The sequence below is a fragment of the Mesorhizobium shangrilense genome, assembly GCF_028826155.1.
GTDB classification, from domain to species: domain Bacteria; phylum Pseudomonadota; class Alphaproteobacteria; order Rhizobiales; family Rhizobiaceae; genus Arvimicrobium; species Arvimicrobium flavum.
On sequence record NZ_JAQGPN010000002.1, the window covers coordinates 73746 to 97113 of the forward strand.

At 64.3% G+C, this 23368-nt stretch carries 40 protein-coding genes and 1 pseudogene; 20 read left to right on the plus strand and 21 right to left on the minus strand.

Annotation, left to right across the window (positions count from 1 at the left end):
* The first annotated feature begins 15 nt into the window (after nt 1–15).
* From PD284_RS23670 to PD284_RS23705, 8 genes are all read left to right on the plus strand, one after another.
* On the plus strand, nt 16–345 hold the full coding sequence (locus tag PD284_RS23670; protein WP_274630818.1) for a hypothetical protein: 330 nt from the start codon (nt 16–18) through the stop codon (nt 343–345).
* An 11-nt stretch (nt 346–356) separates the two neighbouring features.
* Entirely contained in the window at nt 357–707 is a 351-nt protein-coding gene (locus PD284_RS23675) for a hypothetical protein (RefSeq protein ID WP_274630819.1), read from the plus strand.
* Nucleotides 708–715: 8 nt separating this feature from the next.
* Nucleotides 716–1204, plus strand: a complete 489-nt coding sequence (locus tag PD284_RS23680) for a hypothetical protein (RefSeq protein WP_274630820.1) — start codon at nt 716–718, stop codon at nt 1202–1204.
* A gap of 35 nt (nt 1205–1239) precedes the next feature.
* A complete protein-coding gene (locus tag PD284_RS23685) occupies nt 1240–1413 on the plus strand; it encodes a hypothetical protein (RefSeq protein WP_274630821.1) in 174 nt (57 codons plus the stop codon).
* Between the two features lie 5 nt (nt 1414–1418).
* Nucleotides 1419–1925: a hypothetical protein gene (locus PD284_RS23690; RefSeq protein WP_274630822.1), complete on the plus strand. Its 507-nt coding sequence runs from the start codon at nt 1419–1421 to the stop codon at nt 1923–1925.
* 139 nt (nt 1926–2064) lie between these two features.
* Nucleotides 2065–2262, plus strand: a complete 198-nt coding sequence (locus PD284_RS23695; protein ID WP_274630823.1) for a hypothetical protein — start codon at nt 2065–2067, stop codon at nt 2260–2262.
* A 209-nt stretch (nt 2263–2471) separates the two neighbouring features.
* A complete protein-coding gene (locus tag PD284_RS23700) occupies nt 2472–2945 on the plus strand; it encodes a hypothetical protein (protein ID WP_274630824.1) in 474 nt (157 codons plus the stop codon).
* Between the two features lie 95 nt (nt 2946–3040).
* Nucleotides 3041–3229 (plus strand): hypothetical protein, encoded by a 189-nt coding sequence (locus tag PD284_RS23705; protein ID WP_274630825.1) that lies wholly within the window; start codon nt 3041–3043, stop codon nt 3227–3229.
* Nucleotides 3230–3295: 66 nt separating this feature from the next.
* Here PD284_RS23705 and PD284_RS23710 read toward each other — a convergent pair whose 3' ends face one another.
* Nucleotides 3296–3571, minus strand: a complete 276-nt coding sequence (locus PD284_RS23710; protein WP_274630826.1) for a hypothetical protein — start codon at nt 3569–3571, stop codon at nt 3296–3298.
* Nucleotides 3572–3758: 187 nt separating this feature from the next.
* Between PD284_RS23710 and PD284_RS23715 the strand changes: the two genes are divergently transcribed.
* Both PD284_RS23715 and PD284_RS23720 read left to right on the plus strand, forming a co-directional pair.
* Nucleotides 3759–4214 (plus strand): hypothetical protein, encoded by a 456-nt coding sequence (locus PD284_RS23715; RefSeq protein ID WP_274630827.1) that lies wholly within the window; start codon nt 3759–3761, stop codon nt 4212–4214.
* Nucleotides 4215–4595: 381 nt separating this feature from the next.
* Entirely contained in the window at nt 4596–4772 is a 177-nt protein-coding gene (locus tag PD284_RS23720) for a hypothetical protein (protein ID WP_274630828.1), read from the plus strand.
* Nucleotides 4773–4815: 43 nt separating this feature from the next.
* On the opposite strand, the gene PD284_RS23725 is transcribed toward PD284_RS23720, so the two are convergent.
* Nucleotides 4816–5421, minus strand: a complete 606-nt coding sequence (locus PD284_RS23725) for a hypothetical protein (RefSeq protein WP_274630829.1) — start codon at nt 5419–5421, stop codon at nt 4816–4818.
* Nucleotides 5422–5681: 260 nt separating this feature from the next.
* Nucleotides 5682–5863 (minus strand): annotated as a pseudogene (locus tag PD284_RS23730) (alpha-crystallin domain-containing protein); the annotation flags it as partial.
* Between the two features lie 231 nt (nt 5864–6094).
* Between PD284_RS23730 and PD284_RS23735 the strand changes: the two are divergent.
* Together PD284_RS23735 and PD284_RS23740 are read left to right on the plus strand one after the other, a co-directional pair.
* Nucleotides 6095–6310, plus strand: a complete 216-nt coding sequence (locus tag PD284_RS23735) for a hypothetical protein (RefSeq protein WP_274630830.1) — start codon at nt 6095–6097, stop codon at nt 6308–6310.
* Nucleotides 6311–6438: 128 nt separating this feature from the next.
* Nucleotides 6439–6759 (plus strand): DUF982 domain-containing protein, encoded by a 321-nt coding sequence (locus PD284_RS23740; protein ID WP_274630831.1) that lies wholly within the window; start codon nt 6439–6441, stop codon nt 6757–6759.
* On the opposite strand, the gene PD284_RS23745 is transcribed toward PD284_RS23740, so the two are convergent.
* Together PD284_RS23745 and PD284_RS23750 are read right to left on the minus strand one after the other, a co-directional pair.
* Complete coding sequence (locus PD284_RS23745) at nt 6743–7021, minus strand: usg protein (RefSeq protein WP_274630832.1); 279 nt, start codon at nt 7019–7021, stop codon at nt 6743–6745. The genes PD284_RS23740 and PD284_RS23745 overlap by 17 nt on opposite strands.
* Before the next feature lie 24 nt (nt 7022–7045).
* The gene (locus tag PD284_RS23750; protein WP_274630833.1) at nt 7046–7384 is read right to left on the minus strand and encodes a hypothetical protein; all 339 of its coding nucleotides are present in this window, start codon (nt 7382–7384) and stop codon (nt 7046–7048) included.
* 338 nt (nt 7385–7722) lie between these two features.
* Between PD284_RS23750 and PD284_RS23755 the strand changes: the two genes are divergently transcribed.
* From PD284_RS23755 to PD284_RS23765, 3 genes are all read left to right on the plus strand, one after another.
* Complete coding sequence (locus PD284_RS23755) at nt 7723–8037, plus strand: co-chaperone GroES (RefSeq protein ID WP_274630834.1); 315 nt, start codon at nt 7723–7725, stop codon at nt 8035–8037.
* A gap of 58 nt (nt 8038–8095) precedes the next feature.
* Entirely contained in the window at nt 8096–9724 is a 1629-nt protein-coding gene (gene groL, locus PD284_RS23760; protein ID WP_274630835.1) for a chaperonin GroEL, read from the plus strand.
* 65 nt (nt 9725–9789) lie between these two features.
* Nucleotides 9790–10014 carry a hypothetical protein gene (locus tag PD284_RS23765; protein ID WP_274630836.1) on the plus strand — a complete coding sequence of 75 codons (225 nt, stop codon included), beginning with the start codon at nt 9790–9792 and terminating at the stop codon, nt 10012–10014.
* Nucleotides 10015–10440: 426 nt separating this feature from the next.
* Here the strand turns inward: PD284_RS23765 and PD284_RS23770 are convergent, their stop codons facing one another.
* Nucleotides 10441–10725, minus strand: a complete 285-nt coding sequence (locus tag PD284_RS23770) for a DUF982 domain-containing protein (RefSeq protein WP_274630837.1) — start codon at nt 10723–10725, stop codon at nt 10441–10443.
* Between the two features lie 21 nt (nt 10726–10746).
* Nucleotides 10747–11052, minus strand: coding sequence for a DUF982 domain-containing protein (locus tag PD284_RS23775; protein WP_274630838.1), 306 nt, complete (start codon nt 11050–11052; stop codon nt 10747–10749).
* 545 nt (nt 11053–11597) lie between these two features.
* Between PD284_RS23775 and PD284_RS23780 the strand changes: the two genes are divergently transcribed.
* On the plus strand, nt 11598–11867 hold the full coding sequence (locus PD284_RS23780; RefSeq protein WP_274630839.1) for a hypothetical protein: 270 nt from the start codon (nt 11598–11600) through the stop codon (nt 11865–11867).
* A 29-nt stretch (nt 11868–11896) separates the two neighbouring features.
* Here PD284_RS23780 and PD284_RS23785 read toward each other — a convergent pair whose 3' ends face one another.
* Nucleotides 11897–12523, minus strand: a complete 627-nt coding sequence (locus PD284_RS23785) for a hypothetical protein (protein WP_274630840.1) — start codon at nt 12521–12523, stop codon at nt 11897–11899.
* Between the two features lie 184 nt (nt 12524–12707).
* Between PD284_RS23785 and PD284_RS23790 the strand changes: the two genes are divergently transcribed.
* The gene (locus tag PD284_RS23790) at nt 12708–13211 is read left to right on the plus strand and encodes a hypothetical protein (protein ID WP_274630841.1); all 504 of its coding nucleotides are present in this window, start codon (nt 12708–12710) and stop codon (nt 13209–13211) included.
* A gap of 93 nt (nt 13212–13304) precedes the next feature.
* On the opposite strand, the gene PD284_RS23795 is transcribed toward PD284_RS23790, so the two are convergent.
* Entirely contained in the window at nt 13305–13751 is a 447-nt protein-coding gene (locus PD284_RS23795; protein ID WP_274630842.1) for a Ros/MucR family transcriptional regulator, read from the minus strand.
* Between the two features lie 262 nt (nt 13752–14013).
* Here PD284_RS23795 and PD284_RS23800 point away from each other — a divergent pair, with 262 nt between their 5' ends.
* The gene (locus PD284_RS23800; protein ID WP_274630843.1) at nt 14014–14259 is read left to right on the plus strand and encodes a type II toxin-antitoxin system ParD family antitoxin; all 246 of its coding nucleotides are present in this window, start codon (nt 14014–14016) and stop codon (nt 14257–14259) included.
* On the plus strand, nt 14249–14548 hold the full coding sequence (locus tag PD284_RS23805) for a type II toxin-antitoxin system RelE/ParE family toxin (protein ID WP_274630844.1): 300 nt from the start codon (nt 14249–14251) through the stop codon (nt 14546–14548). Before PD284_RS23800 ends, PD284_RS23805 begins: the two co-directional genes overlap by 11 nt.
* Before the next feature lie 43 nt (nt 14549–14591).
* Here the strand turns inward: PD284_RS23805 and PD284_RS23810 are convergent, their stop codons facing one another.
* On the minus strand, nt 14592–14804 hold the full coding sequence (locus PD284_RS23810; RefSeq protein ID WP_274630845.1) for a hypothetical protein: 213 nt from the start codon (nt 14802–14804) through the stop codon (nt 14592–14594).
* 168 nt (nt 14805–14972) lie between these two features.
* Between PD284_RS23810 and nhaA the strand changes: the two genes are divergently transcribed.
* Nucleotides 14973–16172 (plus strand): Na+/H+ antiporter NhaA, encoded by a 1200-nt coding sequence (gene nhaA, locus PD284_RS23815; protein WP_274630846.1) that lies wholly within the window; start codon nt 14973–14975, stop codon nt 16170–16172.
* Between the two features lie 74 nt (nt 16173–16246).
* Here nhaA and PD284_RS23820 read toward each other — a convergent pair whose 3' ends face one another.
* The 11 genes from PD284_RS23820 to PD284_RS23870 form a co-directional block, all read right to left on the minus strand.
* On the minus strand, nt 16247–17101 hold the full coding sequence (locus tag PD284_RS23820; protein ID WP_274630847.1) for an HNH endonuclease signature motif containing protein: 855 nt from the start codon (nt 17099–17101) through the stop codon (nt 16247–16249).
* Nucleotides 17098–17352, minus strand: coding sequence for a hypothetical protein (locus PD284_RS23825; protein ID WP_274630848.1), 255 nt, complete (start codon nt 17350–17352; stop codon nt 17098–17100). Before PD284_RS23825 ends, PD284_RS23820 begins: the two co-directional genes overlap by 4 nt.
* A 26-nt stretch (nt 17353–17378) precedes the next feature.
* Nucleotides 17379–18026 (minus strand): antitoxin of toxin-antitoxin stability system, encoded by a 648-nt coding sequence (locus PD284_RS23830; RefSeq protein ID WP_274630849.1) that lies wholly within the window; start codon nt 18024–18026, stop codon nt 17379–17381.
* A gap of 3 nt (nt 18027–18029) precedes the next feature.
* Nucleotides 18030–18374 carry a hypothetical protein gene (locus PD284_RS23835; protein WP_274630850.1) on the minus strand — a complete coding sequence of 115 codons (345 nt, stop codon included), beginning with the start codon at nt 18372–18374 and terminating at the stop codon, nt 18030–18032.
* Nucleotides 18375–18377: 3 nt separating this feature from the next.
* Nucleotides 18378–18800 carry a hypothetical protein gene (locus PD284_RS23840; protein WP_274630851.1) on the minus strand — a complete coding sequence of 141 codons (423 nt, stop codon included), beginning with the start codon at nt 18798–18800 and terminating at the stop codon, nt 18378–18380.
* An 11-nt stretch (nt 18801–18811) separates the two neighbouring features.
* Nucleotides 18812–19252, minus strand: a complete 441-nt coding sequence (locus PD284_RS23845; RefSeq protein WP_274630852.1) for a DUF6878 family protein — start codon at nt 19250–19252, stop codon at nt 18812–18814.
* An 83-nt stretch (nt 19253–19335) separates the two neighbouring features.
* The gene (locus PD284_RS23850) at nt 19336–19530 is read right to left on the minus strand and encodes a hypothetical protein (protein ID WP_274630853.1); all 195 of its coding nucleotides are present in this window, start codon (nt 19528–19530) and stop codon (nt 19336–19338) included.
* Nucleotides 19531–19535: 5 nt separating this feature from the next.
* Nucleotides 19536–19901, minus strand: coding sequence for a DUF6915 family protein (locus PD284_RS23855; RefSeq protein ID WP_274630854.1), 366 nt, complete (start codon nt 19899–19901; stop codon nt 19536–19538).
* A gap of 11 nt (nt 19902–19912) precedes the next feature.
* On the minus strand, nt 19913–20362 hold the full coding sequence (locus PD284_RS23860; protein WP_274630855.1) for a DUF6878 family protein: 450 nt from the start codon (nt 20360–20362) through the stop codon (nt 19913–19915).
* A 90-nt stretch (nt 20363–20452) separates the two neighbouring features.
* Entirely contained in the window at nt 20453–20785 is a 333-nt protein-coding gene (locus tag PD284_RS23865) for a DUF7007 domain-containing protein (protein WP_274630856.1), read from the minus strand.
* Nucleotides 20786–20861: 76 nt separating this feature from the next.
* Nucleotides 20862–23006: a ParB/RepB/Spo0J family partition protein gene (locus tag PD284_RS23870; RefSeq protein WP_274630857.1), complete on the minus strand. Its 2145-nt coding sequence runs from the start codon at nt 23004–23006 to the stop codon at nt 20862–20864.
* Nucleotides 23007–23368: the final 362 nt, after the last annotated feature.

Genomic DNA, 23368 nt, shown 5'->3' on the forward strand with positions numbered 1-23368 from the left:
ATGAGGACGCCAGCATTGGAACAAGCGGGAAGCATTGCGAAATCGTTCGCCGACGCAATCGAGGCTGAAACCAAGAACGACCCCGGCAAGGTGTTCGACCTGCTGGCGCAGGCGACGGACGAGGAGCTGATGCGCGTCCTGGGCGCGCAGCTGCCGAAAGCGGGCGCGAGTGTGGCGGATGTGGCCGTCAGCCAGCTGTTTGCGGCCAACACGTATGCCGAGGTGGCCGGCCGGGCAGGCCTGTCCGGCGCGCTCCAGGCCTATGTGCCGTCGACGCCGCGATCGGCCGAAGTGCAGGCGGAGCTGAAGTGCCGAGCCCCGGCCTTTGCAACATTGTGCAGATAGGAGGGAGGGTCATGTCGACGCGGAGGGACGTAAAACAGCTGTGCAAGGCATTCGTCGGGGCGATGGAGTGCGACCTGCTGCGGCATATGGAGATGCACGAAGAGGAGAGGAAGAAGACGACGCAGTTCCGGTTCATGGGGCGCGTGTCGCAATCGGACCTGTATGCGCTCACGGGCTTTGGAGTGACGCGATTCTGCTTTGATACTGGCTATGTGCGCAATGCCGAGATGTACGCGACGATGGCCGAACGCGAGGGCGCGTTGGCCAATCTTCGACAGTACGTTCCGGCGACGCCGCCGTCGGCCGCGATGCAGGCGGAGTTTGCGCGTCGGGCGCCGACCTTCACGAAACTCTGCCTGTGAGGACGCCAATGACAGTCACATCGAAACAGATTCAAAGCATCGCGCGGTCGTTTATCGAGGCCGTCAATGACGGGTTCGCGCCGGAGGCTGAAAGTGCGGCACTGGTCGATCAGCTGAGCGACGAGCAGGCCGAGGAGCTGGTGGACGCCATGGAGGCCGAAGGGCTGCTGGGCGATGTCAGCCTACGGGAGTTACGGGAGGGGCCGCCCAGTCGCGACGAGGAAGACCTCTTCATGGCCGAGGTCTATGCGAAGGTGGTGGAGAACGCCGGCCGAAGCGCCGAGTTCAAGAAGTTCGTGCCCGCCGACGCGCACGCCGGAAATGCAGGCGGTGCTGAAGGCGAAGGCCCCTGCCTTCGCGAGACTCTGTCTTTAAGCCGATTGCGAAAGTCATCTGCATGCCAACCTATTTCATTGCCATTGGGCGCGACGACAATCAGGCCGCGCAGGATCGGTCCTCTTACCTGGAATCGCGTTTGGCTGCGGGCGTTGCCGTGAAGGCCCGCCTTGAAGCCTTTCTGGCCGAAAATGGCTTGTCGCGTAGCGTGGAACATCTGGATGAACCGCAGAGGATGGGCGTGCTGCGGATTCTCTGCTCTCCGGATGTCGCCAGGAAGATCGAGGAAGCCGGCATTCCCGGCATCGACTTCATCGTGAAGGATTTCAGTGTCGCCGTTCGTCGTGGCCACCTGCCTTCGCCGGGATGAATGTGATGGGTGCTGGCATGCAGGGAACGGTCAACGGAGGACGGATCGGAAACTGGGCTTTTTACGCGCTGATGCTGAGTTTGCCGGTGTATGCGCTGATCTTGACCAACAAGTTTCTGGGTGACGATGCGGTGAAGGTCTATGCCGCCAATAGCGCAAGGCTGGCGGAGCCCGGCAGGAGCTTTCAACTGGTCGATCCGCATACCGTGGAGGAGGGTGGGGGCTGGAAGACCGCCGAAGCCTTCAACTTCGAATCGAGGCGCGTGCTCGGTCACCATTGGTTCGGGACGAGGATGGTCGATGTGGTCATTCCGTTCGAGGCGTACGCAGATCCGGGCAAGATCGAAGAGGCCCGCGCTGCCGGCTGCCGGATCGCGGTTCAGGTGAAGGCGGCGTTGGCGGATTACGATTTCGGCGTTTACGCGTTTGCCAACGAATTGCAGGTCTCGAAGGAGATGCAGGCGCGGGCTGACGGATTCCAGCAGGCATACTGTCCGGCCTATCGCCCTTGACGGGTCCGAGGGTCGTTATTGCGCCTGTCTATCTTCCAATTGAGTCAAGGCTCTAGTTTCGGTCTTGCCTATTTTATGGAAATTCCCGGCGTTTGCAGGCATACTGTTGTTGAACAATATTTGCCGGGAGGCTTTTTTTATGACGGAACAGCTTGAAGACACCTCTAAACCTTCGCGTCTGGCCGTGGCTTTTGGCCAGGCGGCCCCCTATGCGGTTTGCGCCGGCCTGATGGGCGTCGGGGCGGCTGTCGGCATCGCGCCGGTGGCGCCCACGGCGGCCGCCGTCAGCGCCGTTGTGGTGGCGGGCGTGAGCTTCGTGCAGGGGTACAGGCGTTAGACGGCTCTTTTTCTTCCCATCCGACCTTGTCAGCACGTCCTCGCGAGAGGGGTGCTGATTTTTTTGGCTGAAAGTCTTTCTGCGCGTTCGGCCTCATCAGTCTTTTTCTAATGTATTAAGAATACATTGGATTTTATGCATTGTTCAGTCACCCTTAAACTTTCATGTGTAATCTTGGCAATATTGTTCAACTTTAAGAAGGGGACTTTATGTCGATACACGCAAATCCTGAAGACATTGTCGATAATCTGAGAGCCATGGGCTACAGCGCAAATCACTACACGCGCGAAGCCGACGGCGACAAGCGGCCGATCAACGCCGTCTACATCAATGCGGGAACCAGCCGGGTGAAGGCCTATCTCGACCTGATGGGCGAGACGCCGGCGTTCAAGGTGTGGACCGAGTACGAGGAGGGCTACAAGCCGCGCCACGGCGAGCCGCTGCATGGCGCCGAGCTGGTGCGCTACAACGTCCATGAGCGCGAGCGGGTGCGCGCCGACCTGACCCCGGCGGCGCTGGCTGCCTACGCGGTGGCGGCGGACGGCGGCGACCTGCAGGCTCTGCAGAGCGCCTTCGGGCTGGCGCCGTGCCATGATCGCTACAAGGCGAAGGGGCCGAAGGAAGAGGTGGCGGCGGAAGCGCAAGGCCCTGCGGCTGCGCCGGCGGCCGCGCCCGGCATGTAACGCGCTCGGGCGGCTTCCCGGCGACGGGGGCCGCCCGGAGGCGGCGGGCGTTGCAATGGGTTGCGCCCAAAATTTTATGGCACGGGGTTGAGCTGATGGCCGAGCATACCGACCGTACCGTTTACCCGACGAGCGCCTTGGCTGCACAGGCCGCGTTCAACCACGTTGCCAAAGAAGGTCGGGACACGTTTCGCATGGACGAGAAAGAGATCGCGGTGCTGCCGACCGAGGGCGGTTACTGTGTCCAGCTTTGGCAGCGCAAGGTCGGCCACAGTTATCTGTGACGTCGCGTGGGGAGCGGCCGCGGGCAGGTGGTCTGCGGGCGTTGTCGGTCGGATTGGCTGGCGTTGTCAGAGATCGCGGGCCGGGGCAAAGAACATGCCGAAGCCGTTCTGGCGAAGATGGTCGGTGGCGGCGGTGGCCTTGTCGCCGGTCTTTTGCTCGCACTCTTGCGTTGTGATTTGCACACCGAACGGGTTGAAGGTGACGATGCCGCCGGGGCCGCCCAGCAGATAGTGTTCGCTGGACTGCTTGACCTGGTGTCGCATCTCCTCGAGCACGCATTCGTCAGCCTTTGACAGTTGCGGCGATTGCGCATTTGCCGTGCCGCAAAGAAACGCCGACAACGCAATGCATGATAAAGATCTGTTCATCGTTATTCCCCTTCTTGTTGAAGCCACGTTAGTACACGATCGGCCTTTCTTTAGTCAAATTTTACCGTTTTTCTTTGATTAAGCTATTAGCGACTGCCGCTGTGCTTTGATCCGCGTTAACAACAGGCCGCTCGGCGAGGGTGACTGGAGGGCTTTGTCCATGATCCACATGGGGAAGAAAGCGCTGGCGATCGCAGCGGTCGTGCTGTTCGGCCTGGAGGCGCAGGCCGGGAGCCAGGAGGGCCAGTGGGACGGACCGGGCAGGGCCGCGCTGAAGGCGTTCGTGGCGGCGCAGAAGGGCTGGCTCGATCTGCCGACGCCGATCGCCTTCTATGGTGACTTCACCGGCGACGGCGGCGAGGATGCCGTGGTCTTCGTCTATAGCGACATCGCGGGGGCGGCCGGCAATTTCGACCTGAAGGTCGCGCTGTTTGCGGGCGCCGATGGAGCGTATCGCTTCCTGGGCTATGCGTCGGAGGTCTACGGGGTGGAGCCGCGCGACGCGGCGTTCTCCAAGGGCCTGGTCGAGATCACCACGACGATGCCGCAGCCGGGCGATCCGCGCTGCTGCCCGACCGGGTCGCAACGCTACGCCATTGTCACCCCGTCGGAGTGAGGCGGGGGGAGGCCGCCGCGGGGCGGCAGGGAAGCCCCGGACCTCGGCGAACGGACGGGACGAGATTGGGGCCGTCGAGGCTGCACCGCCAGGGTCGCGGGCGCCGGGGTTGTTCAGGGTTGCTGGCGGAAGGGCCTGGCTGGTCTGCGGGCATTGCCGGTCAGCCCGTGACATCCGCTGCGTGAATGGTTGTGTGGCGTCGAAGGCGCCGTGTCACCGGTTTTTCCTGTTGACGTTTTTGTTCTGAAGCTACGCGAACGCCAAGGGGGCAAGCGTGAAGCTCCTCCTCTGACGTTGCGGCCCGCGGGGCGGGTGCTGGGGGGCGTTACGCGTGGGTGCTGTCCTCACAAACGCAACATAAAAAAACAGGAGGACACGACAATGACGACACACAAATTCAGCATCGGCCGCCAGGGCGCCCTGCAAGCCCGGTTCCAGCAGGCCACCAGCAACCTGAGCGTCGCCCTGCTCGAGGTGCGCGACCTGGCCGCGCAGCTCGAGGCCGAGGAATACCTCGCCCGGCTGTTCGGCGAGGTCCGGGGGATCCGGCCGCAATAGCGGCCGTCCCTTTCCCCTTTCCGGGTAGCCCGGCGTGCCCGCGTCAGAGCGACGGGGCGCGCGGGGCCTTGGGAATGGCGGTGTTGAGATCGGTGTCGATGCCCTCGGCCTTCAGCGTCTGCAGCTGCTGGGCGGCGGTGCGCTCGAGCTGGTCGACGCGGGCGCGCATGTCGTCGATCGGCTGCCAGGCGTAGAGCTTGGCGTCGACGGTGGCGAGGTCGAGCTTCTTGCCGATGTCCCAGCCGCTGGCGTCGTGGTCGCCGATGGCGATGCCGAGATGGCCGCCGATCTGGCCGAGCTTTTCCTTCATCTCGGCGTTGAAGGAATTGCTGTTGGGCGCGTTCTGCCCGAGCAGGCCGAAGTCGAGGTCCTGGTTGTTGAGCTCGATGGTGACTTCGACCAGCGAGCCGTAGAGCGTGAGCACCTCGCGCTCGCTGCCTTCGAAGACGACCTTGGTGTAGTTGTCGCCGAGCCAGTTTTCGACGTCGGCGTGCTGCAGCTGGTTGGCTTTGGCGGCGTGCGGATCGTCGCGCTGGATCGGGTCGGCGCTGAACGGCGTGTGCTTGCCGTCGATGACCATGCCGACGAGGCGGCCGCCGCCGGTCATTTCGAAGTTCTCGTCGAGGCCGACGGTCGCCAGCGTCTTCACCCACAACTACATCGAGGTCGGCCGCATCAACCGTTTCTCTCGACAAGACGGCCGTCTGCGTTCTCGATCGCGACGAGACGCTCATCTGGCAGGGCAAAGTGGGTAGCGAGCCCGGCCCGCTGATCGACAAGCTAAGCCTCTGGCAGGCCGACCTCGATCTTGTCGGACTTGAAGCCTGCCCGCCGTCGGAATGGCTGCACCATCATCTGACCGAGGCCGGCCTTCCGGTTGCCTGTGTCGAGACGCGCCATGGCTTGCCCGTCCTGGCCGATGCCCGCCACCGCCATGGTGATGCGGTAGGCGTCCTCGCCGGTCCTGGCGATGTCGTAGGGCGGCCAGTTGTCAGCGTTCGGCGTCCGGCTGGCGTCTCGAGCAGGTCGAAAACGCGATCGAAGCCGATGCTCGACCGATAGAGCGGGGAAAAGTCGAATGCAGTTCTCATAGCCATATCCTCCATTGCTGAGCAACATGGGTACGAGGAGCGCCAAGGATACGACGCTCCTTGACCTTGCCGACCCCTGAGGACCCCGGCAAAATCGATCTGGGAATTCGCTTTCCGCGCGTCAAGAGGTCAGCGCCGGAACGTCCTTCGCTGATGCGCATTGTCTTGAGGTCGCCAGCCGGATTTGTGTTCCGACGGCATCTTCCAGATTGGACATGAACGGAAGCAGCCATGCCGATGACGCGGGAAGAGATCGTATCCGTCCTTGGGCCGACCGACGAAACGCTCGTCGCCCACATCCTGTCTACCGGCGCGTCCTTCAAGGAACTGCGGGAAGCTGGGGCCTGGCTCAACGAGGACGAGGCGCTGATGGGCGAAGGACGGCCGCTGCCGGACACGCGCGTCGCGGCACTGATCGACCTGCTGGACGCCGACGAGGACGATTGAGCGCCTGTGTCGGAGTGGGCTATTGCGGCCTTGATGTTCCGGAGAAGGTGCCCATCTCCACGAGAGATGCGTGTCGCTGACGCTGTCCGATTGCTTGCTCGCAAAAGACGTCAAAAACGGAGAAAGTGATGAACGACGTTCGGTTTCCCGAACCTGTAACCCTCGAATTTCCCACTGCCTCGCGCAATGTCGCCAGCAGTTTCGAGGCGCTGGAGTGCCTGGACCAGCAGTGGCCCGAATGGGCGCGCGGACGGAGCTGGCGCGCGGCGGAACGCGCCTGCCGCGATGCGCTCGACGGATGGCGCAGCGCGCGCGACGCGCGCAAGGCGTTTCTCAAGGCAGCGAGACGGGCCGGACTGGTGTCGTCGAAAGTACTGTCTCGCAAGTCGAACCCGGCACCGTTAATCGGCGGCCTGCGGCCCGACATGAGCTTCAGTGGATGGCAATGACGCCGTCGACGGCGCGCCATTCCGACGGCTCGATGAGACGATGGTGGGCGACGCGCACGGAGTGCAGCGCGCCCTCCAGTTCGCGCTTCCAGTAGCCGAGGAATCCCTTCAATTCCGGAAAATGCGGTGCCAGATCGTATTCCTGCCAGACATAGAGTTGCAGCAGGCTCGGGTGGTCGGGAAGATGATAGTGGATTTCGGCCGTGGTCAGGCCGTAGCCCTCCATCTGCAGGCGGAATTCCCGGCTGACCGCAGTGACCATATGCGTCTCCTCTGCCTTGGGTCTTCATGCATCCAGACGGTCGAAACTGGGCCGTCGATCACCCGAACGCGATGGGACAGCCGCCTTGTCGAGCCGACATAGCGCGTCCATGATCTGGTCGAAGGAGACCGGCTGTCCGGCCCCCGGCGGTGGGCGCAGCGCCGGAACGGATTCCGCCGCGCAGGCATCCGAGGCCCAGGACGAAAGGATCGCGCGCTTCTCCTGAATATCGAGCGTGTCGTCCTTCAGCACGTCATCAGGATGCCTGAAATGCTTCGCCGGCGACAGCAGTCGGTCAAGCGCGAGATCGGATGTTTCGGGAACAAGAGAAGGAATGATCGGCGAGAGCGTTTGTCGGTCCATCTTGGTCCTCCGTCTTTCCAAAAAGCTCCTTTGTGCAGGCTTCGGTTTCACCGCCCCGCCTGCGGCATGGGTTCGGATAATCTTGTTCGACCGGGCGGAAAATTCAAGCGGGAAATGCACGGGCCTCGATCCGATTAGTCGTATGTTTTCATCGCTCTAGCACTTCATCGGTGCGAGTGCCAAAAAATTTTGCCGGGCCTCTTGAAACCGGAAAATCGCAAAATTAGCTCGATATGCGTACGCGATGCCATAAGGGTCGCGGCGCCCCACATCGGCCCTATATTGCCGGTCCGGTGTGGAGGAACCTCAAAAATCTGTTTGTCCTGAAGGAGAACGATATGACGTTCCGTCCATTGCACGACCGTGTCCTGGTCCGCCGCATCGAGGTCGACGAAAAAACGGCCGGCGGGATCATCATTCCCGATACCGCCAAGGAAAAGCCGCAGGAGGGCGAGGTCATTGCCGTCGGCCCCGGCGCGCGCGACGAGGCCGGCAAGCTCGTGGAACTCGACGTCAAGGCCGGCGACCGCATCCTGTTCGGCAAATGGTCCGGCACCGAAATCAAGCTGAACGGCGAGGACCTGCTCATCATGAAGGAAAGCGACGTGATGGGCGTGATCGAAAATGCCACGACGCTGAAGAAAGCGGCCTGACCGGCGCGAACCCATTATCAACCAGTCAACGAAAGCTGCCTATCAAAGGAGTGATCCAATGGCTGCCAAGGAAGTGAAGTTCCATTCCGACGCGCGCGAGCGCATGCTGCGCGGCGTCGACATTCTCGCCAATGCCGTGAAGGTGACGCTTGGCCCCAAGGGCCGGAACGTCGTCATCGACAAGTCGTTCGGCGCGCCCCGCATCACCAAGGACGGCGTCACCGTCGCCAAGGAGATCGAGCTTGAGGACAAGTTCGAGAACATGGGCGCTCAAATGGTGCGCGAGGTCGCCTCCAAGACCAACGACCTTGCCGGCGACGGCACCACGACCGCAACCGTTCTCGCCCAGGCCATCGTCCGGGAAGGGGCCAAGGCCGTCGCCTCCGGCATGAACCCGATGGACCTGAAGCGCGGCATCGACAAGGCGGTCGACGCCGTGGTGGCCGAGCTGAAGGCCAATGCCCGCAAGATCACGAAGAACGACGAGATCGCCCAGGTCGGAACCATCTCGGCCAACGGCGATGCCGAGATCGGGCGTTTCCTGGCCGAGGCGATGCAGAAGGTCGGCAACGAGGGCGTCATCACCGTCGAGGAGGCCAAGACCGCCGACACCGAGCTGGAAGTCGTCGAAGGCATGCAGTTCGACCGCGGCTATCTCAGCCCGTACTTCATCACCAACCAGGACAAGATGCGCGTCGAACTGGAAGAGCCTTATTTGCTCATCCACGAGAAGAAGCTCGGCAATCTCCAGGCCATGCTTCCCGTGCTCGAGGCCGTGGTGCAGTCGGGCAAGCCGCTGCTCATCATCGCCGAGGATGTCGAGGGCGAAGCGCTGGCCACGCTGGTCGTCAACAAGCTGCGCGGCGGCCTCAAGGTTGCCGCCGTCAAGGCGCCCGGCTTCGGCGATCGCCGCAAGGCGATGCTGGAGGACATCGCCATCCTCACTGGCGGTACGGCGATCAGCGAGGATCTCGGCATCAAGCTGGAGAACGTCACGCTCAACATGCTCGGCCGCGCCAAGAAGGTGGTGATCGAGAAGGAGAATACTACCATCGTCGACGGTGCCGGCCGCAAGGAAGAAATCCAGGGTCGTGTTGCGCAGATCAAGGCCCAGATCGAGGAGACCAACTCCGACTACGACCGCGAGAAGCTGCAGGAGCGGCTCGCTAAGCTGGCCGGCGGCGTTGCCGTCATCCGCGTAGGCGGCGCGACCGAGGTCGAGGTCAAGGAAAAGAAGGACCGCGTCGACGACGCGCTGCACGCCACCCGTGCCGCGGTCGAGGAAGGCATCCTGCCGGGCGGCGGCGTCGCGCTGCTGAGGGCGGTCAAGGCACTCGACACGCTTGCGGCCGACAACGTCGACCAGAATTACGGCATCGACATCGTCCGCCGCGCCATCGAGGCCCCTGCCCGGCAGATCGCCGAGAACGCCGGCGCGGAAGGCTCGATCATCGTCGGCAAGCTGCGCGAGAAGACCGACTTTGCCTGGGGCTGGAACGCCCAGACCGGCGAATATGGCGACCTCTACAAGCAGGGCGTCATCGATCCCGCCAAGGTCGTGCGCACCGCGCTGCAGGACGCCGCTTCAGTCGCTGGCCTGCTGGTCACCACCGAGGCGATGGTGGCCGAAAAGCCGAAGAAGGAAACCGCGCCCGCGCTGCCTGCCGGCGCTGGCATGGACTTCTGACGTCCTGACAAACGGCCCGCTCCCGCTGTCGGGAGCGGGCTTTTCGTAGATAGCCCGGGGGTGCCATGAACAAGATGACCAGCGTCGGACCCGTTCCGACGCCGACCCATTCGCCGAGCGAGTTCCTCGCCTATGAAACGGAGTGCCGCAGCGCCTTGAAGCCGCTGCTGACGGGCCTGCTGGACATGGCCGAATCCGCTGGCTGGAACCGACGCACCGCGGCGTCGACGCTGATGTTCCTCGCGGCGCAACATGTGTCTGCGGTATCGCAAGCATCCAAGGCGGGATGAAACTAGATCGGTTCTCGCCGATTACACTCGGGGATGGAAGGCAACGCTCCTGACGAGGAGGGCGTAATGCCTTTTTGTTTTTCAAAGGGGGCAATCGAGGGCCGGAACGATGCAGCAATACCTGGATCACAAACTCGAATGTCCCTGTTGCGGCACGATCCGATTGCGCATTCCCGTCGGTGTCACCGACTCCACCGAAATCAAATGCGATGACTGCGGCCTGCGTCTGGGAAGCCGGGCGAGCTACAGGACGACTTTGCAAAGCAAGGCGGCCATGACGGTGTCTTTTGGCTGTCAAGAGGCAGGATCAAACGGATCGACTGAAAGACTCGCCCACCGCATTATCACCGAGGCAACGTTCTGGACGCGCGTTCCGTAAGAGAGGGAGCGGCGGCAGCATAGCCGCCGCCCTGGGTCGCTTGTTGATTAGACGCGCAACGGTTTCTCTGTGTTTCTGATGGACGGTATCATCCCGTCTTCGACTAGGATGTCTTTCTTCCTGGCGAACTGCACGAGAATGCCGCGCGCGGTCTCTGCGTCGATCTCGCCGGCTAGTGCTGCTTTACAGGCGCGGATCACCGCCCTTTGCTCCGGGCTGTTTCCACACCAGTCTACGACGAACTGGTAGGCATCCACGACGGAGTTCAGCTGGCGCGGAAAGCCAAGCCCGACCCACACCCGCACAGGCTTTTCGAAAGGCTGGGAAAGCATCGCTTCCTCCCTCCGAAACGGTCAGGTGGCGACACCGCCAATCTCGCCGGTTTTCGCCCCGGCCGTCCAGGGCATCGCCGCAGAGACATCCTCGAGGATTTTCGCCGAACGGGCAAAGCCGACAAACGCATCGCGCGCTGCCTTCAGCGGGACAAGGCCATCGAACGCGCGATGGCACGCCCGTGTCGCCGTTTCATAGATCACGCCGCGGCGGTGCTTGGGCCACTCGTGGAGAAAGTCGCAGGCATCCTCAAGACAGGCGATCTCCTGGATGAGGCCCTCCGTGGCCCTCACGAATACGGGACTTTCGAATGTTCTCTCGCTCATTGAAACCTCCAATGGTTGAACGATTTCAGCTGGTTGAGGTTGATCACCCCGGCAATTGGCGGTGACCAAAGGAAATATGTGAAGGCCGATTTTCGGCGTCAAGATCATGCGAGGACGGTCGGACACAATTGACAGGCGGGTCGCGGCACTTGCGATCAATCAGCTGTTGGCAGTGATGTCAGCGTCCGGATACGATCAGACCAAGTCGGCTTATCGCAAACCGAAGCACGTGTTTCAGCCACGCGCCTCATTGCACTCCGGTACGGGGCGCGACATGCGTACCGGTATGGTCCAGCCGGCGCTTACGCTTCGCCGGCGCGCTCGCCCCCGTTCTTTCCAACCTATCGCCCGCTGAAGCCTGGAGAATCGAGGCGCTGGCGCACCTACTCTATTCGGGCTCCGCCTGGGAGGTCCTGAAGGATTACGGCGGTCTCAACGGTGCCCAAGCCGGAGAGGCCGCCTCTTGAGCGCTCGATACGATCTTGTCCGCGGTCGCCTCGGGTTCAATGCCGCGGGCATGACATGGAAAGCCAAGGAGAATGGCAATGAGCATAAATGTCACCATCATGCATGAAGGCGAGACCCGCTGGGTCGTCGCCGACCGCATCCGCTTCCTGGGCGGTCTTGCCGATTTTGCGATGTCTGCTTCTGGGCAGAGGCAAAGTTTGTCTCTATGGCCGACATTGGGGGGCGCGTTGCCGCCGAAGCTCGTTCACTCGGTGGAGGTCAGCTTTCTCGACGGAGCCGTCCGAAACCTTCCCGACCGCTTCCCACCACTTCTCCGCGTTGGCGGACATCGCCAGATTGGCGCTTGACGATCAGGTACCGATTACAGAAGGGATCGTCACCTCTGGCCGAAACCCGCGGCGCGGGGTTCGGGGCGCCGCAGGCGCCTAGAGCCCGGCCCGGCGCAGGCCGGGCGCGCCCCTGTCCATGGGGGAGACGAAAGCTGGAAAAGACAGAGGAGGGCCCGGCCAGGACGCCGGCGGGTTACGGACGCGGCGCCGGCGGCGACGGCTGTTTGCCCTGCTTGGCCTTGGCGGCTGCCTCCAACCTGTCGAAAAGGGGCGCCGTCGTGGGCGATGAGGCGTTCGGTGACGTCGCGCAGCAGCTGTTCGCGGTTGCGCGGTCCCTCAAGGACGGCCGAGACCTCGGCCATATCGTCGAGAGCCGATATGGTTCCGAGCGTGATCATCGCTGCGCGGACTTTGGGATAGTTCTGGAGCAGGGGGGAGGCATGCGGCGGGAGTTGCTCCTGGATGCCCGTCTCAATGTACGGCCTCAATGTTTCGCGCAGGAGGTGAAACCGGGCCTCGTAGCCGGGATCCTTGCGCAGCGCCTGCACAAAGGCGGCGTGGGGGATCTCCTTGTCGAGAACCATTTGCTCGACGATTTGGTCTTCTGTCATCAGGAAGCTCAGGAGCGCGAAGGTGCGTTTGAGCTCACTGGCGTCGGGTGTGTTGTTGTCCATAATTGCTCCGTTGTTAAGGTTTTATGGACAAGTGCTAGCATGGGCGCGCGAGCGCGTACTATTTCAATAAGTTTAATAAAGTTTCAATTTTGGCTATACTTTCTCAATTTGCTGGCTTTTCGGCCACAAGCTGCGCTATTCAGCATATGATTACATAATATTTGGAGGATACTACATGCCAATGTTGTCGAAACTTTCGCTCTGCGCAGCCTTTCTGGCGGCGGCACCGCTGTCTGCGGCCATTGCGCAGACGTCGTCGAAGGAGATCATTGCCGTCAGCTGCGGCAAGCTGGACACGGTGCTCGACATCGGGACCTGCCTGCAGGGCGCTGTCGCGGCTGGCGATACTGTGAGAGGTTTGCTGCCGCCGGGGATCATGGTGGATCGCAGGGTGGTCGAGGCGGCGCGAGCCAGTGCCGCGTGCGTGGGGTTCAAGCAGAGTGCTGCAGCCGTTCTCGGTGAGATCGGCACGGAATCCGATATGAGCGCGGCCGTCACATCGGCGCTGAAGACGGCACTTGCTGATCTGCTGGAGGACACGGCCGATTGCAACATGGAGATCGGGAAAGCCTTTGAAGGCGCAGCGTCCGCGGTGAATGTCGACGTTTCCAAAGCCATGGAAGAGGCGGCGGCGGTCAGCCGGGAGTTGAAGCTCGTGGCCGGCAAAGCGCGTGGCCCGGCCCCCTGATATCGTCGCAAAACGCGGCTGCCGCCGTCCTTTTGTGGGGCGGGGCAAGCCGTGTGGGTTGTCAGGGCGTGGCGGCGCGGGGCGGCACGGGGGTCAGGGCGTTTTCTTGCGGGCCGGTTTGGCGGGCTGCGGGGCCTTCTTGCGGTTGCGGCCGAGGCCCATCTTCTTGGCGAGCGCGGAGCGGGCCGCCGCATAGGCGGGGGCGACCATCGGGTAATCGGCGGGCAGGTTCCATTTGGCGCGGTATTGGTCCGGCGTCATGTTGTGGTGGGTCATCAGGTGGCGTTTCAGCGACTTGAACTGTTTGCCGTCCTCGAGACAGACAATGTAGTCGTCGTGCACCGATCGTTTTGGATTGACGGCTGGCTTTAGAGGCTCGTCCGCGGATGCCGGCCCGGGGTTCGCCAGCTGCGACATGGACAGGTGGACCTGGGCGATGAGGGCGGCCAGTTCCGAGGCCGGCACGGGGTTGTTGGAAACATAGGCCGAGGTAACGTCGGCCGTCAGTTCGAGGAGTTGCTGGGTGTTGTTGTCGATCATGGCAATCTCTTGATGGCAATACCTTCAGATAATTGGTTTTTGTGCGGATTGCAAAGAACGCGCGCAGGCGAAAGACCGTGTCCCCAGCTTATGGGAGCAGAACCTTGTGTTGGCGAATTTCTGGGGAGGGGAGCCGGGAAACCAGCGGGGCGGTGCGAACGACATCGGGAAGCCGTCGAGGTGCGTGGTGGTTTCGTCGTATGGCCGAGCAACCTGGCAACGAGTACCAAAGTTTGGTACACTGGAGAAAAGGAGACAAGCGATGCCAAGGAACACTTCCGTTTCGCTCGGCGAGCATTTTGCCGGCTTCATCGATGACCAGCTTCGGGCCGGGCGCTATGCTTCGGCCAGCGACGTGGTGAGGGCCGCGCTGAGGCTGCTGGAGGAACACGAGACCAAGGTCGAGGCGCTCCGCGCTGCGCTGATCGAGGGCGAGCAATCCGGCCCGGCGCTGCCATTCGACAGCGACGCCTTCCTGAAACGGATGCACGAAAAGCATGTCGGATAAGACCGGCGCCTACAGGCTTTCGCCACGCGCCATCGGCGACCTGGAAGAAATCTGGCTGTACACGATGAAGAACTGGTCGCCGGAACAGGCCGACACGTATCACGAAGCCATCATGACCGCGGTCAGGGAATTGGCCGCGGGGACAAGAACGGGGCGCGCCGTCGATGTTCGCGAGGGCTACTTCAAACAAGCCGTGGGCTCGCATTTCATCTATTATCGAAAAACCGTGTCAGGCCTGGGGATCGTCCGCATTCTGCATCAACGCATGGATGTGAATCGGCACCTGTGACCGTCCATCGGCGACGCATTTGTCTGGTGCCATTGCGCGGACGTCATCGAGAGAGATCTATTGCGTGTTCGGGTATTTTGAGAGGAGCCGGCGGGCGCAGATAAGTGCGGCGGCGCGAAGGACAGGGGATGCCGTCGCGGTGCAGGTGGGCGGTGGCCTGCGTCGTCTTCTCGCCGGTCTTGCGCTCGCAGGCGGCGGCGAGGGTTTGCATGACGTCGGGCTTGATCGCATAGGCGACATCCCGCCCGTGCGGCATACGCGCTCGTCTGCGATAGCGTTGCAGCGGTTCGGTCAGGGCGGTGGAGCATTGCGGTTCGTCTCGCGATGATGCAAAATCCCGCCGGGTGTCCTTGCGTCTCTTGTGCAATGGGCAGGTGATAGCGCTGGTCGGGCCGCCAGCGGCTAGACTTGTTCGAGGCGCCCGATGGCTCATAATCCGCACGCTCGTGCAACCGTGTTCCGCCGCTTCATCGACAGCGAGTCGTCTGGCGGCATCATCCTCATGGCCGCAGCCGCGCTTGCCCTTGTGGTGGCGAACTCGCCGATGGCGGAGACCTACTTCGCCGGTCTGAAACTCGATGTCGGACCGCTGAACGTCAGCCACTGGATCAATGACGGGCTGATGGCGGTGTTCTTCCTGCTCGTCGGGCTGGAGATCAAGCGCGAGTTCGTCGACGGCCAGCTTTCGACCTGGCCGCGGCGCATCCTTCCTGGCATCTGCGCGGCCGGCGGCATGGCCGTTCCCGGGCTGATCTTCGCCGCGCTGAACTGGAGCAATGGCGAGGTGATCCGCGGCTGGGCTGTGCCGACCGCAACCGACATCGCCTTCGCGCTCGGCGTGCTCTCGCTGTTCGGCAACCGGGTGCCGGTCTCGATGAAGGTGTTCCTGACGGCGCTCGCTATCATCGACGACCTCGGCGCGGTGGTCATCATCGCGATTTTCTACACGGGCGACCTGCAGCTGTGGGCGTTGGGGGGCGCGGCAGCCGTACTGGCCGCGCTGTTCGCGCTCAACCGCACGGGGGTGAAGCTGCTGCTGCCCTATCTGCTGCTGGGCGCCGGCCTCTGGCTTCTGGTGCTGCTGTCGGGCGTGCACGCGACCGTCGCCGGTGTGGCGCTTGCCCTGACCATTCCGATCGTCCGCCCGAAAGGCGGCAGCAGCGAACGCACGGTGGACTCGCCGCTCCATCGCCTCGAGCATGCGTTGGCAAAGGTCGTGCCGTTCGTCATCATCCCAATTTTCGGGTTCGCCAATGCCGGCGTGTCACTCGCCGGCGTGAACGCCGCGTCCTTGACGGACAGCTTGACGCTTGGGGTTGCCGGCGGACTGGTCGTCGGCAAGGTGGTGGGCGTCTACGGCACGGCGCTTGCGACCGTGAAGCTCGGCTGGGCCGATGCGCCTGTGAACGCCGCGCCGCTGCACCTGCTGGGAGTGGCGCTGCTCTGCGGCATCGGCTTCACCATGAGCCTGTTCATCGGCCTGCTGGCCTTCCCGGACAATCCTGCCCTTCAGGACGGCATCAAGATCGGCATCCTTGTGGGCTCGGTCGTCGCAGCCGTGCTGGGTTCGATCGTTCTGTTTGCCAGCCCAAGGCCGGGCGGCGCGGAGTCGCGCGTGTTTTGAACGATCTCGATAGCGCGGGCCGCCAGATCGAAATGCCGGGGTTCCGGTCCCAGGCGTTGGGAGGCGTGGGGAAGTCAGAGGACGGGATCGGTGTCTCTGGTGGACCTGGAGAGGGCGGTGCGGGCGCCGTGCTCGAGCCTTGCGACGGCCATGATCGTTGGCTTGAGTTCGGCCGGGGCGTGGTCGTAGTTGCGGCCGGACTTGCCGTTGAGGCGCGGCAGCAGGCCCTGCGGGATGGCCTGCCAGTTGGAGGGGTCGGTATTCTGCCGGTTGCCGTCGAGGCATTTCAGCACCATGCCCTCGGGCACCGGGCCGTTGGCCTGTTCCCACAGCCAGCGGTGCTTGTGGACGCGCCAGGTCGCGGCGCCGGTCCACGGGTTGGTGGCGTCGGTGATGATCCAGACATAGCCGTCCTCGTCGACGGATTCGTGGCCGGGGCCTTTATAGTTGTGCGGCAGCTGCCCCTTGCTGAACTGGGTTTTGCGGGCGTTGGGATGACGACCGCCTGTGCCCGCAGGGCAGGGCTTGCCCTTGTTGGCTGGAACCGCGCCCTTTTCGAAGTGTCCGGTGCGCCCGGTTTTCCAGCCTTGCCGCTTGCGCAGGCTGTTGAGCTTCGCCGCCGAGGTTTCGGTGCGGCCGAAGCGGTCGCAGAAGGCGCGGTGATAGTCGGCGATCGGCAAGGTGCAGTTGTCGCGCAGCCAGGCCAGCTCTTCGCCGGTGTATTTCATGCCGCGGCCGACATAGCGGCCGGGGGCGCGGCCGACCTTCCAGCCGTTGCGTTTGCGCAGCGCGTGGAGGTGCGCGGCAGAGACCTCGTCGCGGCCGAAGGCGGCGCAGAAGGCGCGGCGGTAGTCGCTGATCACCAGCGTGCGGTTGATTTCCAGCCAAGCGAGCTCGGCGGCGCTGTAGGCGATGGGGCCGCGTCTCATGGCTTGTGCTCGATGACGGGCTTGTTCTCGATGACCGGCAGGCTGAGCGTCTGGTCGGGGCTGTACTCGGCGGCGATCCTGGCCGCCTCGACGCGCAGCGCCGCGTTGCGGATGATCTTGTCGGCGACGGCGACGATCGCCTTGCTGCGGCGGGCTTCGATGTCGAGCTGTGCGGGCGTCAGGTCTTCGTCGCACAGGCGTTCGAGCTGGGCGAACAGGTGATCGTTGAGGTGGGGCAGCTTGTTCTTCATCGGAGGTCTCCTCTGTTGCAGGGCGGTCAGCCGAAGTGGCGGCCGGTTTCGGTGAAGGTGTAGGAGTTGGCGGCAATGCCGTCGTCGACGGCCTCGTCGCTGGTCAGGTACTCGTACTCCGTCAAAAGCTGGCGGTAGAGCCAGTGGGCGAGGTCGCGCAGCGCTTCGACGACGGCGGTTTCGGCGTCGGCGGTCATCGGCTGGCGGGTCGGGCTGTCGCGCTCGACGTCGAAGTCCATCGAATACGCGTGGCAGTAATGGCCGCGATGCCGGAAGCTCGCGGCAAGCTGGTAGAAGTTGCGGCGCTGAACCGCCTGCAGCGCATCGGCGATGGCGTGCAGCTTGGCGTCCTGCGGGGCGTAGGAACGGATCTGGCGGCCGGCGTGGGCAGCATAGGCGTAGTGGCCTTCGTAGCAGGCGCCGTCGCCCTGCGAGGAGAATCCGCGGAAATAGATGCGCGGGTCCTGGCGGAGGCCGCCGCCCATCAGCCTGACGGGGGATGCCGCCAGCGTGATGCCGAGGATGCGGCAGATTTCGGCGAAATCGTCATAGACGCTGTCCCACCAGTCCCAGCTGTTGACCCAGCTTTCGCGGAACCAGGTGCGGGCCTTGTCCTTGGCCGGATCCGACAGTTCGGCGAAGTCGTAGACGGTGGTTTCGACGATGCGGGCCATGGCTCATGTCTCCTCTGCGGCGGCGGCGTGAACGGGGAGCGCCGGCGGCTGAACCGCGTGTGGCTCGCGGGCGTCGTCGACGGCGATGGAGGTGGCCCCGATGCGGACGCTGAGCGGCTCGTCGTGGTCGGGGTCGTAGCAGTGGGCGACCAGCTCGCCCTTGTCGATTTCGATCCAGATTTCGCGGTTGCGGCCGTCGGGGGCGGTGGCCGAGACGTCGAAGCGGTCGGCTCGGATGCGGATCGTCGTCGGCCAGGGCTGGCGGTCGGCGGCGGTCAGGTCGGTGTCGTAGCCGTCGGCGAGACGCCAGTCGTGGAGCGCGAGGGCGAGGGTTTGCGCGTCGGTCATGGTTTAGGCCTCCTCTGCATTGTCGGGATCGGCCAGCATGCGGGTCAGCCATTCATTGGTGCTGAGCCAGCCGATCTCAGCGCCGGTGGCGAGGTCGAGGGCGTGGGCGCCGCCGCCAAACGTGTCGAGGCGCGGTTTCGAGCAGGTGTGGGCCCACTCGAATCCCCAACGGCCGGTGAGGCCGAGAGCCGGGCCGAGCTCGCTGACGAAGGCGATGACGTGCTGCGGTTCGCCGGAGGTGTCGTCGTCGCGGATCCACAGCGTGGTCGGGTGGGTGTCCGCGACCCCGAGCATGAAGCCGATGGGCGTGGCCTCGTCGCGCTCGAGGCGTTCGGCGAGCGCGTGGTAGCGCTCGCGCGCCCGGGTGACGTTGGCGGGGCTGCCGACGTCGAGGATGCAGGAGAAGTGGGTGAAGAAATCAGCCATGGAGTTTCCTTTCAGAGGTTGGTGGTGACGGGGTGGGTGCCGGGCTGGCGTGCGGTGAAGGTCATGCTGGCGCGGCGCTGGAGGACATCGAGCCTGACGGTGCCGCGCGCGCCGGGTCCGTCCTGCCAGCCGATGTGGAACTCGCTGAGCGCGTCGTAGGCGAAGCCGTCGATGGCGTCGGCCAGCGGGCGGTGGGCGGCGATGGGGTATTCGGCGACGGAAACGACGGCGTAGAAGTCGACGGTGACGTCAGGGACGCGGACGAGGTCGATGCTGCCGCGGCGGGCGCGGCTGCTGAGGCTCGTGCGGTTGTCGTGGCCGTCGAAGGCGACGGTCACCTGGTCGATGCCGCATTCGGCGAGCGCGTCGAAGATGATGTCGCGGTTGAGGGGACGGCAGAGCGCGAGGGACGTCAGAAAGCGCTGCAGCTGGCGGTCGTGGGCGTCGGTCATGGCGGGTCTCCTTGGGTTGGAAAAACCGAAAGGCCCCGGGGTGAGCGGGGCCTTTTCGGGGAGCTGGGTATCTGGCGGCGGCGTCAGAGCCGCCATAGGTGGACGAGGTGCTGCGCGTCGGCATGGTGGGCGAGCATGGCGCGGTAGAAGTGCTTGCGGCGGTCGCGCAGGGCCGGGTCGCGGCGGGTCTCGGGCGCGATCCTGGTGCGGGCGGCGCGCACGACGCTGCGCCAGTTGTCGTGGACGGTGATGTCGAGCCGGAGATAGGTGCTGAACATAGCGGTCATCCTTGGTTTGCGGGCGGCGGATCGACGGTTGTGTGGAGCGGCACGGCGCGCCCCATCCAGGGTTCGGGATGGATGGCGCGGGCCCAGTCGGCGAAGCTCGGGATGCGGCCGAGATCCTCGGTGACGTGCTGTTCGCCGATCCAGCGGGTGGGGATGACGCGGCCGGTCGACAGCGTGATGGTCGGACCGTAGACGGTCTCCAGCATGAAGATGCCCTCGGCGTGGTGGCGCAGCGCCCGGTGACGGAAGTCGGCGAGGATTTCCTTGCTCTGGTCGAACCAGGTATGCAGGGGCAGGTAGTCGTCGACGCTGCCGCCCCATTTCTTCACCGAGCTCAGCGCGTGATGGTAGGGATGGGCCATGGCGATCTCCTTCAGAGGTCGTGGATGTAGCCGTCGGAGGCGGTGTAGCGCCCGTTGAAGTCGAGGGTCGCCGTCTTGGCGGCGACGCAGAGCGTCACCGTGCCGTAGCCGCCGTCATTGTCCTGCCAGCCGCTGTGAAAATCGCAGAGCGCGTCGTAGGCGAAGCGTTCGAGCGCCTGGTCGAGGGTCTCGACGGTGGTGGCGGGTTCGTCGGTGGCGGACGCGGTTTCGGTGAAGCTGACGGTGATGGCGGGCATGCCGACGACTTCGTTGGCGTCGTTGTAGAGGGTGACGGACTCGATCTGGCCCTCGTCGCCGGATCCGTCGAACTCGATGGTGGCGGTGGCGACGCCGTACTCGGCGAGAACGGCGATCAGCATGTCGCGGTTGCGGCGGCGGCGGTGCTCGGCGAGCGCCGTCAGGGCGGCGTGTTCGGCGAGCCAATCGTGGGAGTCGGTCACGGCGGGTCTCCTCGTCAAGGGTTGCAAAAAGACGCAAGCCCGGTGGCGAGCCGGGCCTGTGGTCGGGCGCTTGGTCGAAAGTGGGCGGCGTTACGCTCCGGTCGGCAGCGTCAGATGCGGGTAGCAGCTGGCGATGGTCTTGCGGGCGATGGCGACATGTTCGGGCTTGAACGCCTCGGGGAAGGCGAGGGCGACGAGCCCCCAGTCGCAATCTTCCTCGAACCAGCCGTTGCCGCTGTAAGCCATCGAGCGCCAGGCGGGCGGCATGGCGGCAAGGCGCTGGTCGGACAGCTTGAGGCCGCCGTGCGAGGCCGTGTCGATGCGCCAGATGCCGTCGACGATCTGGGTGACGTGCTGGATTGCGCCCCAGGGCGAGTGGGTGAGGCGGCGGGCGTCGGGGGTGTGAATGACGGGGTCGGTCATGCGTGGCTCCTTGCGGTAAAAAGGACGGAAGCCCGGCGGTGAACCGGGCTTCCGTTGAGGTCGCGGGAGAATGAACCTATTCGGCGGCGACTGCGGCGCCGTGGCCGTCTGCGTCGCCGCTGTCGTCGTCACCGTCGCCTTCGCCGTTGAGGAAGGCGGGCAGCGCGACGACGTTGTCGTCGTCCTGGTCAGCCTCGGCCGCCGGATCGTCGGCCGCCTCGTCGTCATCGGCCGGCGCGTCGAGCAGCGTGGCTTCCGGCGCGTGCAGGGCTTCGGGCAGCCAGCCGGTGTCGGCCAGCAGGCGTTCAGCCTCGCGGGCCATGTCGGCCTTCTTCAGGTGGTCGATCAGCTGTACCGACTGCTCGCCGCAGGCTTCGCGCACGGCGTTGAGGATGTGCGGCTTGGAGACCCGGCCGAGATAGTTGTCGACGGTAGGCTTCCAGCCGGCCGCCGCCATGTCGAGCGGCGCTTCGCGGGCCAGCGTGTCGCCATTGGCGGTTTTGGCGGCGTTGCCGTTCCACTGGTCGCGGACGACGTTGACGGTCATCGCCGCGCAGTGGGCGAAGAGCCGGGCCTGCACGTCGGCGTCGAGGTCGCCGAGATGCGCCCACAGCTGGGCGGGATTCTCGGGCAGCGAGTCCTCCCAGTCCTGATGCCGTTTGTCGATCTCCTGGGCGGCGGTGCTGTCCTTGAGCAGCGGCACATGCGAGAGCTGCATGGAGGTCAGCGCGCGGATCTGCAGGCAGGTGCCGGCGGAGGACGCGCGATAGAAGACGTCGACGCAGAGCGCGTGCAGCACGGCGCGGTAGGCGGTGGCGGGGTTGCCGGCGACGGCGTTGCGCAGGAACAGCGTGCGGTGCGCCGACAGCTCGGTCAGCAGCGCGTTGGAGAGCGGCTTCAGCTCGTCGTCTTCGTCGTCGGCCGGCGGCGGCGGATTGAGGCCGCTGTCGAGCACGATCGCGGTGACGCCCGACGCGCGCGGCATGCCCGGCGCGGCCTCGCCGGATTGGCCGCCGGCCGCGTCGGGATCGTTGGTTGCCGGGCGTTCGTCTTCCGGCTTGACGAAGCCGCGTTCGATGCGCAGGTCACCGTCACGGTCGAGGCTGACGAAGATGCCGGCGCGGGCGATGTCGTCGGGATCGAAGACGACGGGGCGGTTGTCGAGCGCCTCGATCATGGTCTCGATCTCGCCGAGCCGCTGGTCGACCTCGTCGGGCAGTTCGTCGGCCTCGGCGTATTCGGCCTCGAGCCGGTCGAACTCCTCCTGCAGCGCGGTGCGCGACTGTTCTTCCTCGGCGGTCATGTCGACCGTCTCGCCGCGCAGGCGACGCATGCCGTTGGTATGGCCGTAGGGAAAGTCGATGGCGACGGCGATCCACTTCCAGCCTTCGGCCGTGAGCGTTTCCGCCTCCGCCTTCAGCTTGTCGTTGACCAGGCGGTCGAGCAGCGCCGGATCCTGCAGCCAGCCGCCCTCGTCGTCCTCGAACAGATCGCGGGTGACGATGCCGCCGGCCGCCTCATAGGCGTCGACGCCGACGAAGGTGACGCGGCGGTCGTCGCCGCGGACAGCGGTGTCGGTCAACAGCCGGCGGATGTAATAGGGCTGCTTGTTATAGCTCTGATGCACGGCGTCCCAGACCTGCAGCTGGCGGGCCTGGTCGGTGGTGACGGTGAACGCCATCAGCTGGTCGAGCGTCATCTCGTCGGCGACGTAGAGCGCGAGCAGCGCCGGGGCGACGGCGGCGAGGCGCAGCCGCTGCTTGACGATGGCGGCGGTGACGAAGAAGCGCGCGGCGATGTCTTCTTCGGTCATGCCCTTGTCGACCAGCGTCTGGAAGGCGCGGAACTGGTCGACGGGATGCAGCGCCTCGCGCTGCGTGTTCTCGGCGAGCGAGTCCTCCTCGGCGATGCCGGTCTCCTTGATGATGCACGGCACCGGCACGTTTTTCGGGACGCGCTTGGCCTTGACCAGCATCTCAAGCGCGCGGAAGCGGCGACCGCCGGCGGGCACCTCGTAGAGGCCGGTTTCGGCGCCGTCGGCGGCGATGACCGGGCGGACGTAGAGGCTCTGCAGCAGGCCGCGGTTGGCGATGTCCTCGGCCAGCGTCTCGATCGACACGCCGGTCTTGACCGTGCGGACGTTGGCCTGGCTGAGCACCAGCTGGTTGAACGGGATCTCGCGGGTGACGGCGAGGGTCTTGATCTTCGAGGGCTTCGACATAGGAAAGAAACTCCGTGACAGGGCGCCGGGAGCCACTCTCCCGGTCTCTGAGACCCGTCACGAAAACCGGAACGGCTCTCTTCCTCGGCGGCGGCCGCGCAGCGGCCCGCCGCATGCGGGCGAGCGGCGGCTTGGTATTTCTCAAGTCTATCTTGTGATTCTGCCGAGGTTCTCCGTTTGCTCTGCAATTTGACAATTGTTTTATTTGGGCGAAACCGAAAGCCGTTGGTATAACCGTTCCTTGATATTTGAACGACTTTGAAAGGCGAGAATGATGGGGCAGAAAAGGGGCTGGATGGGCGGTTTGCGGCGGTGGTTTCGGGAAAGGGCCGAGAGCGACGAGACGGCGGCTGCCAAACGCG

Bases quoted from the DNA above. Each gene is read 5' to 3' on its own strand.
- PD284_RS23770 (WP_274630837.1), bottom strand. From the start codon at position 10,725: ATGCTTTCCCAGCCTTTCGAAAAGCCTGTGCGGGTGTGGGTCGGGCTT.
- PD284_RS23800 (WP_274630843.1), top strand. From the start codon at position 14,014: ATGCCAAGGAACACTTCCGTTTCGCTCGGCGAGCATTTTGCCGGCTTC.
- PD284_RS23845 (WP_274630852.1), bottom strand. From the start codon at position 19,252: ATGACCGACGCCCACGACCGCCAGCTGCAGCGCTTTCTGACGTCCCTC.
- PD284_RS23750 (WP_274630833.1), bottom strand. From the start codon at position 7,384: ATGGACCGACAAACGCTCTCGCCGATCATTCCTTCTCTTGTTCCCGAA.
- PD284_RS23740 (WP_274630831.1), top strand. From the start codon at position 6,439: ATGAACGACGTTCGGTTTCCCGAACCTGTAACCCTCGAATTTCCCACT.
- PD284_RS23870 (WP_274630857.1), bottom strand. From the start codon at position 23,006: ATGTCGAAGCCCTCGAAGATCAAGACCCTCGCCGTCACCCGCGAGATC.
- PD284_RS23855 (WP_274630854.1), bottom strand. From the start codon at position 19,901: ATGGCCCATCCCTACCATCACGCGCTGAGCTCGGTGAAGAAATGGGGC.
- PD284_RS23705 (WP_274630825.1), top strand. From the start codon at position 3,041: ATGGCCGAGCATACCGACCGTACCGTTTACCCGACGAGCGCCTTGGCT.
- PD284_RS23735 (WP_274630830.1), top strand. From the start codon at position 6,095: ATGCCGATGACGCGGGAAGAGATCGTATCCGTCCTTGGGCCGACCGAC.
- PD284_RS23785 (WP_274630840.1), bottom strand. From the start codon at position 12,523: ATGGACAACAACACACCCGACGCCAGTGAGCTCAAACGCACCTTCGCG.
- PD284_RS23715 (WP_274630827.1), top strand. From the start codon at position 3,759: ATGATCCACATGGGGAAGAAAGCGCTGGCGATCGCAGCGGTCGTGCTG.
- groL (WP_274630835.1), top strand. From the start codon at position 8,096: ATGGCTGCCAAGGAAGTGAAGTTCCATTCCGACGCGCGCGAGCGCATG.
- PD284_RS23765 (WP_274630836.1), top strand. From the start codon at position 9,790: ATGAACAAGATGACCAGCGTCGGACCCGTTCCGACGCCGACCCATTCG.
- PD284_RS23680 (WP_274630820.1), top strand. From the start codon at position 716: ATGACAGTCACATCGAAACAGATTCAAAGCATCGCGCGGTCGTTTATC.
- PD284_RS23830 (WP_274630849.1), bottom strand. From the start codon at position 18,026: ATGGCCCGCATCGTCGAAACCACCGTCTACGACTTCGCCGAACTGTCG.
- PD284_RS23780 (WP_274630839.1), top strand. From the start codon at position 11,598: ATGAGCATAAATGTCACCATCATGCATGAAGGCGAGACCCGCTGGGTC.
- PD284_RS23820 (WP_274630847.1), bottom strand. From the start codon at position 17,101: ATGAGACGCGGCCCCATCGCCTACAGCGCCGCCGAGCTCGCTTGGCTG.
- PD284_RS23805 (WP_274630844.1), top strand. From the start codon at position 14,249: ATGTCGGATAAGACCGGCGCCTACAGGCTTTCGCCACGCGCCATCGGC.
- PD284_RS23865 (WP_274630856.1), bottom strand. From the start codon at position 20,785: ATGACCGACCCCGTCATTCACACCCCCGACGCCCGCCGCCTCACCCAC.
- PD284_RS23690 (WP_274630822.1), top strand. From the start codon at position 1,419: ATGGGTGCTGGCATGCAGGGAACGGTCAACGGAGGACGGATCGGAAAC.
- PD284_RS23700 (WP_274630824.1), top strand. From the start codon at position 2,472: ATGTCGATACACGCAAATCCTGAAGACATTGTCGATAATCTGAGAGCC.
- PD284_RS23775 (WP_274630838.1), bottom strand. From the start codon at position 11,052: ATGAGCGAGAGAACATTCGAAAGTCCCGTATTCGTGAGGGCCACGGAG.
- PD284_RS23695 (WP_274630823.1), top strand. From the start codon at position 2,065: ATGACGGAACAGCTTGAAGACACCTCTAAACCTTCGCGTCTGGCCGTG.
- nhaA (WP_274630846.1), top strand. From the start codon at position 14,973: ATGGCTCATAATCCGCACGCTCGTGCAACCGTGTTCCGCCGCTTCATC.
- PD284_RS23835 (WP_274630850.1), bottom strand. From the start codon at position 18,374: ATGACCGACGCGCAAACCCTCGCCCTCGCGCTCCACGACTGGCGTCTC.
- PD284_RS23755 (WP_274630834.1), top strand. From the start codon at position 7,723: ATGACGTTCCGTCCATTGCACGACCGTGTCCTGGTCCGCCGCATCGAG.
- PD284_RS23825 (WP_274630848.1), bottom strand. From the start codon at position 17,352: ATGAAGAACAAGCTGCCCCACCTCAACGATCACCTGTTCGCCCAGCTC.
- PD284_RS23675 (WP_274630819.1), top strand. From the start codon at position 357: ATGTCGACGCGGAGGGACGTAAAACAGCTGTGCAAGGCATTCGTCGGG.
- PD284_RS23795 (WP_274630842.1), bottom strand. From the start codon at position 13,751: ATGATCGACAACAACACCCAGCAACTCCTCGAACTGACGGCCGACGTT.
- PD284_RS23850 (WP_274630853.1), bottom strand. From the start codon at position 19,530: ATGTTCAGCACCTATCTCCGGCTCGACATCACCGTCCACGACAACTGG.
- PD284_RS23745 (WP_274630832.1), bottom strand. From the start codon at position 7,021: ATGGTCACTGCGGTCAGCCGGGAATTCCGCCTGCAGATGGAGGGCTAC.
- PD284_RS23720 (WP_274630828.1), top strand. From the start codon at position 4,596: ATGACGACACACAAATTCAGCATCGGCCGCCAGGGCGCCCTGCAAGCC.
- PD284_RS23840 (WP_274630851.1), bottom strand. From the start codon at position 18,800: ATGGCTGATTTCTTCACCCACTTCTCCTGCATCCTCGACGTCGGCAGC.
- PD284_RS23810 (WP_274630845.1), bottom strand. From the start codon at position 14,804: ATGCCGCACGGGCGGGATGTCGCCTATGCGATCAAGCCCGACGTCATG.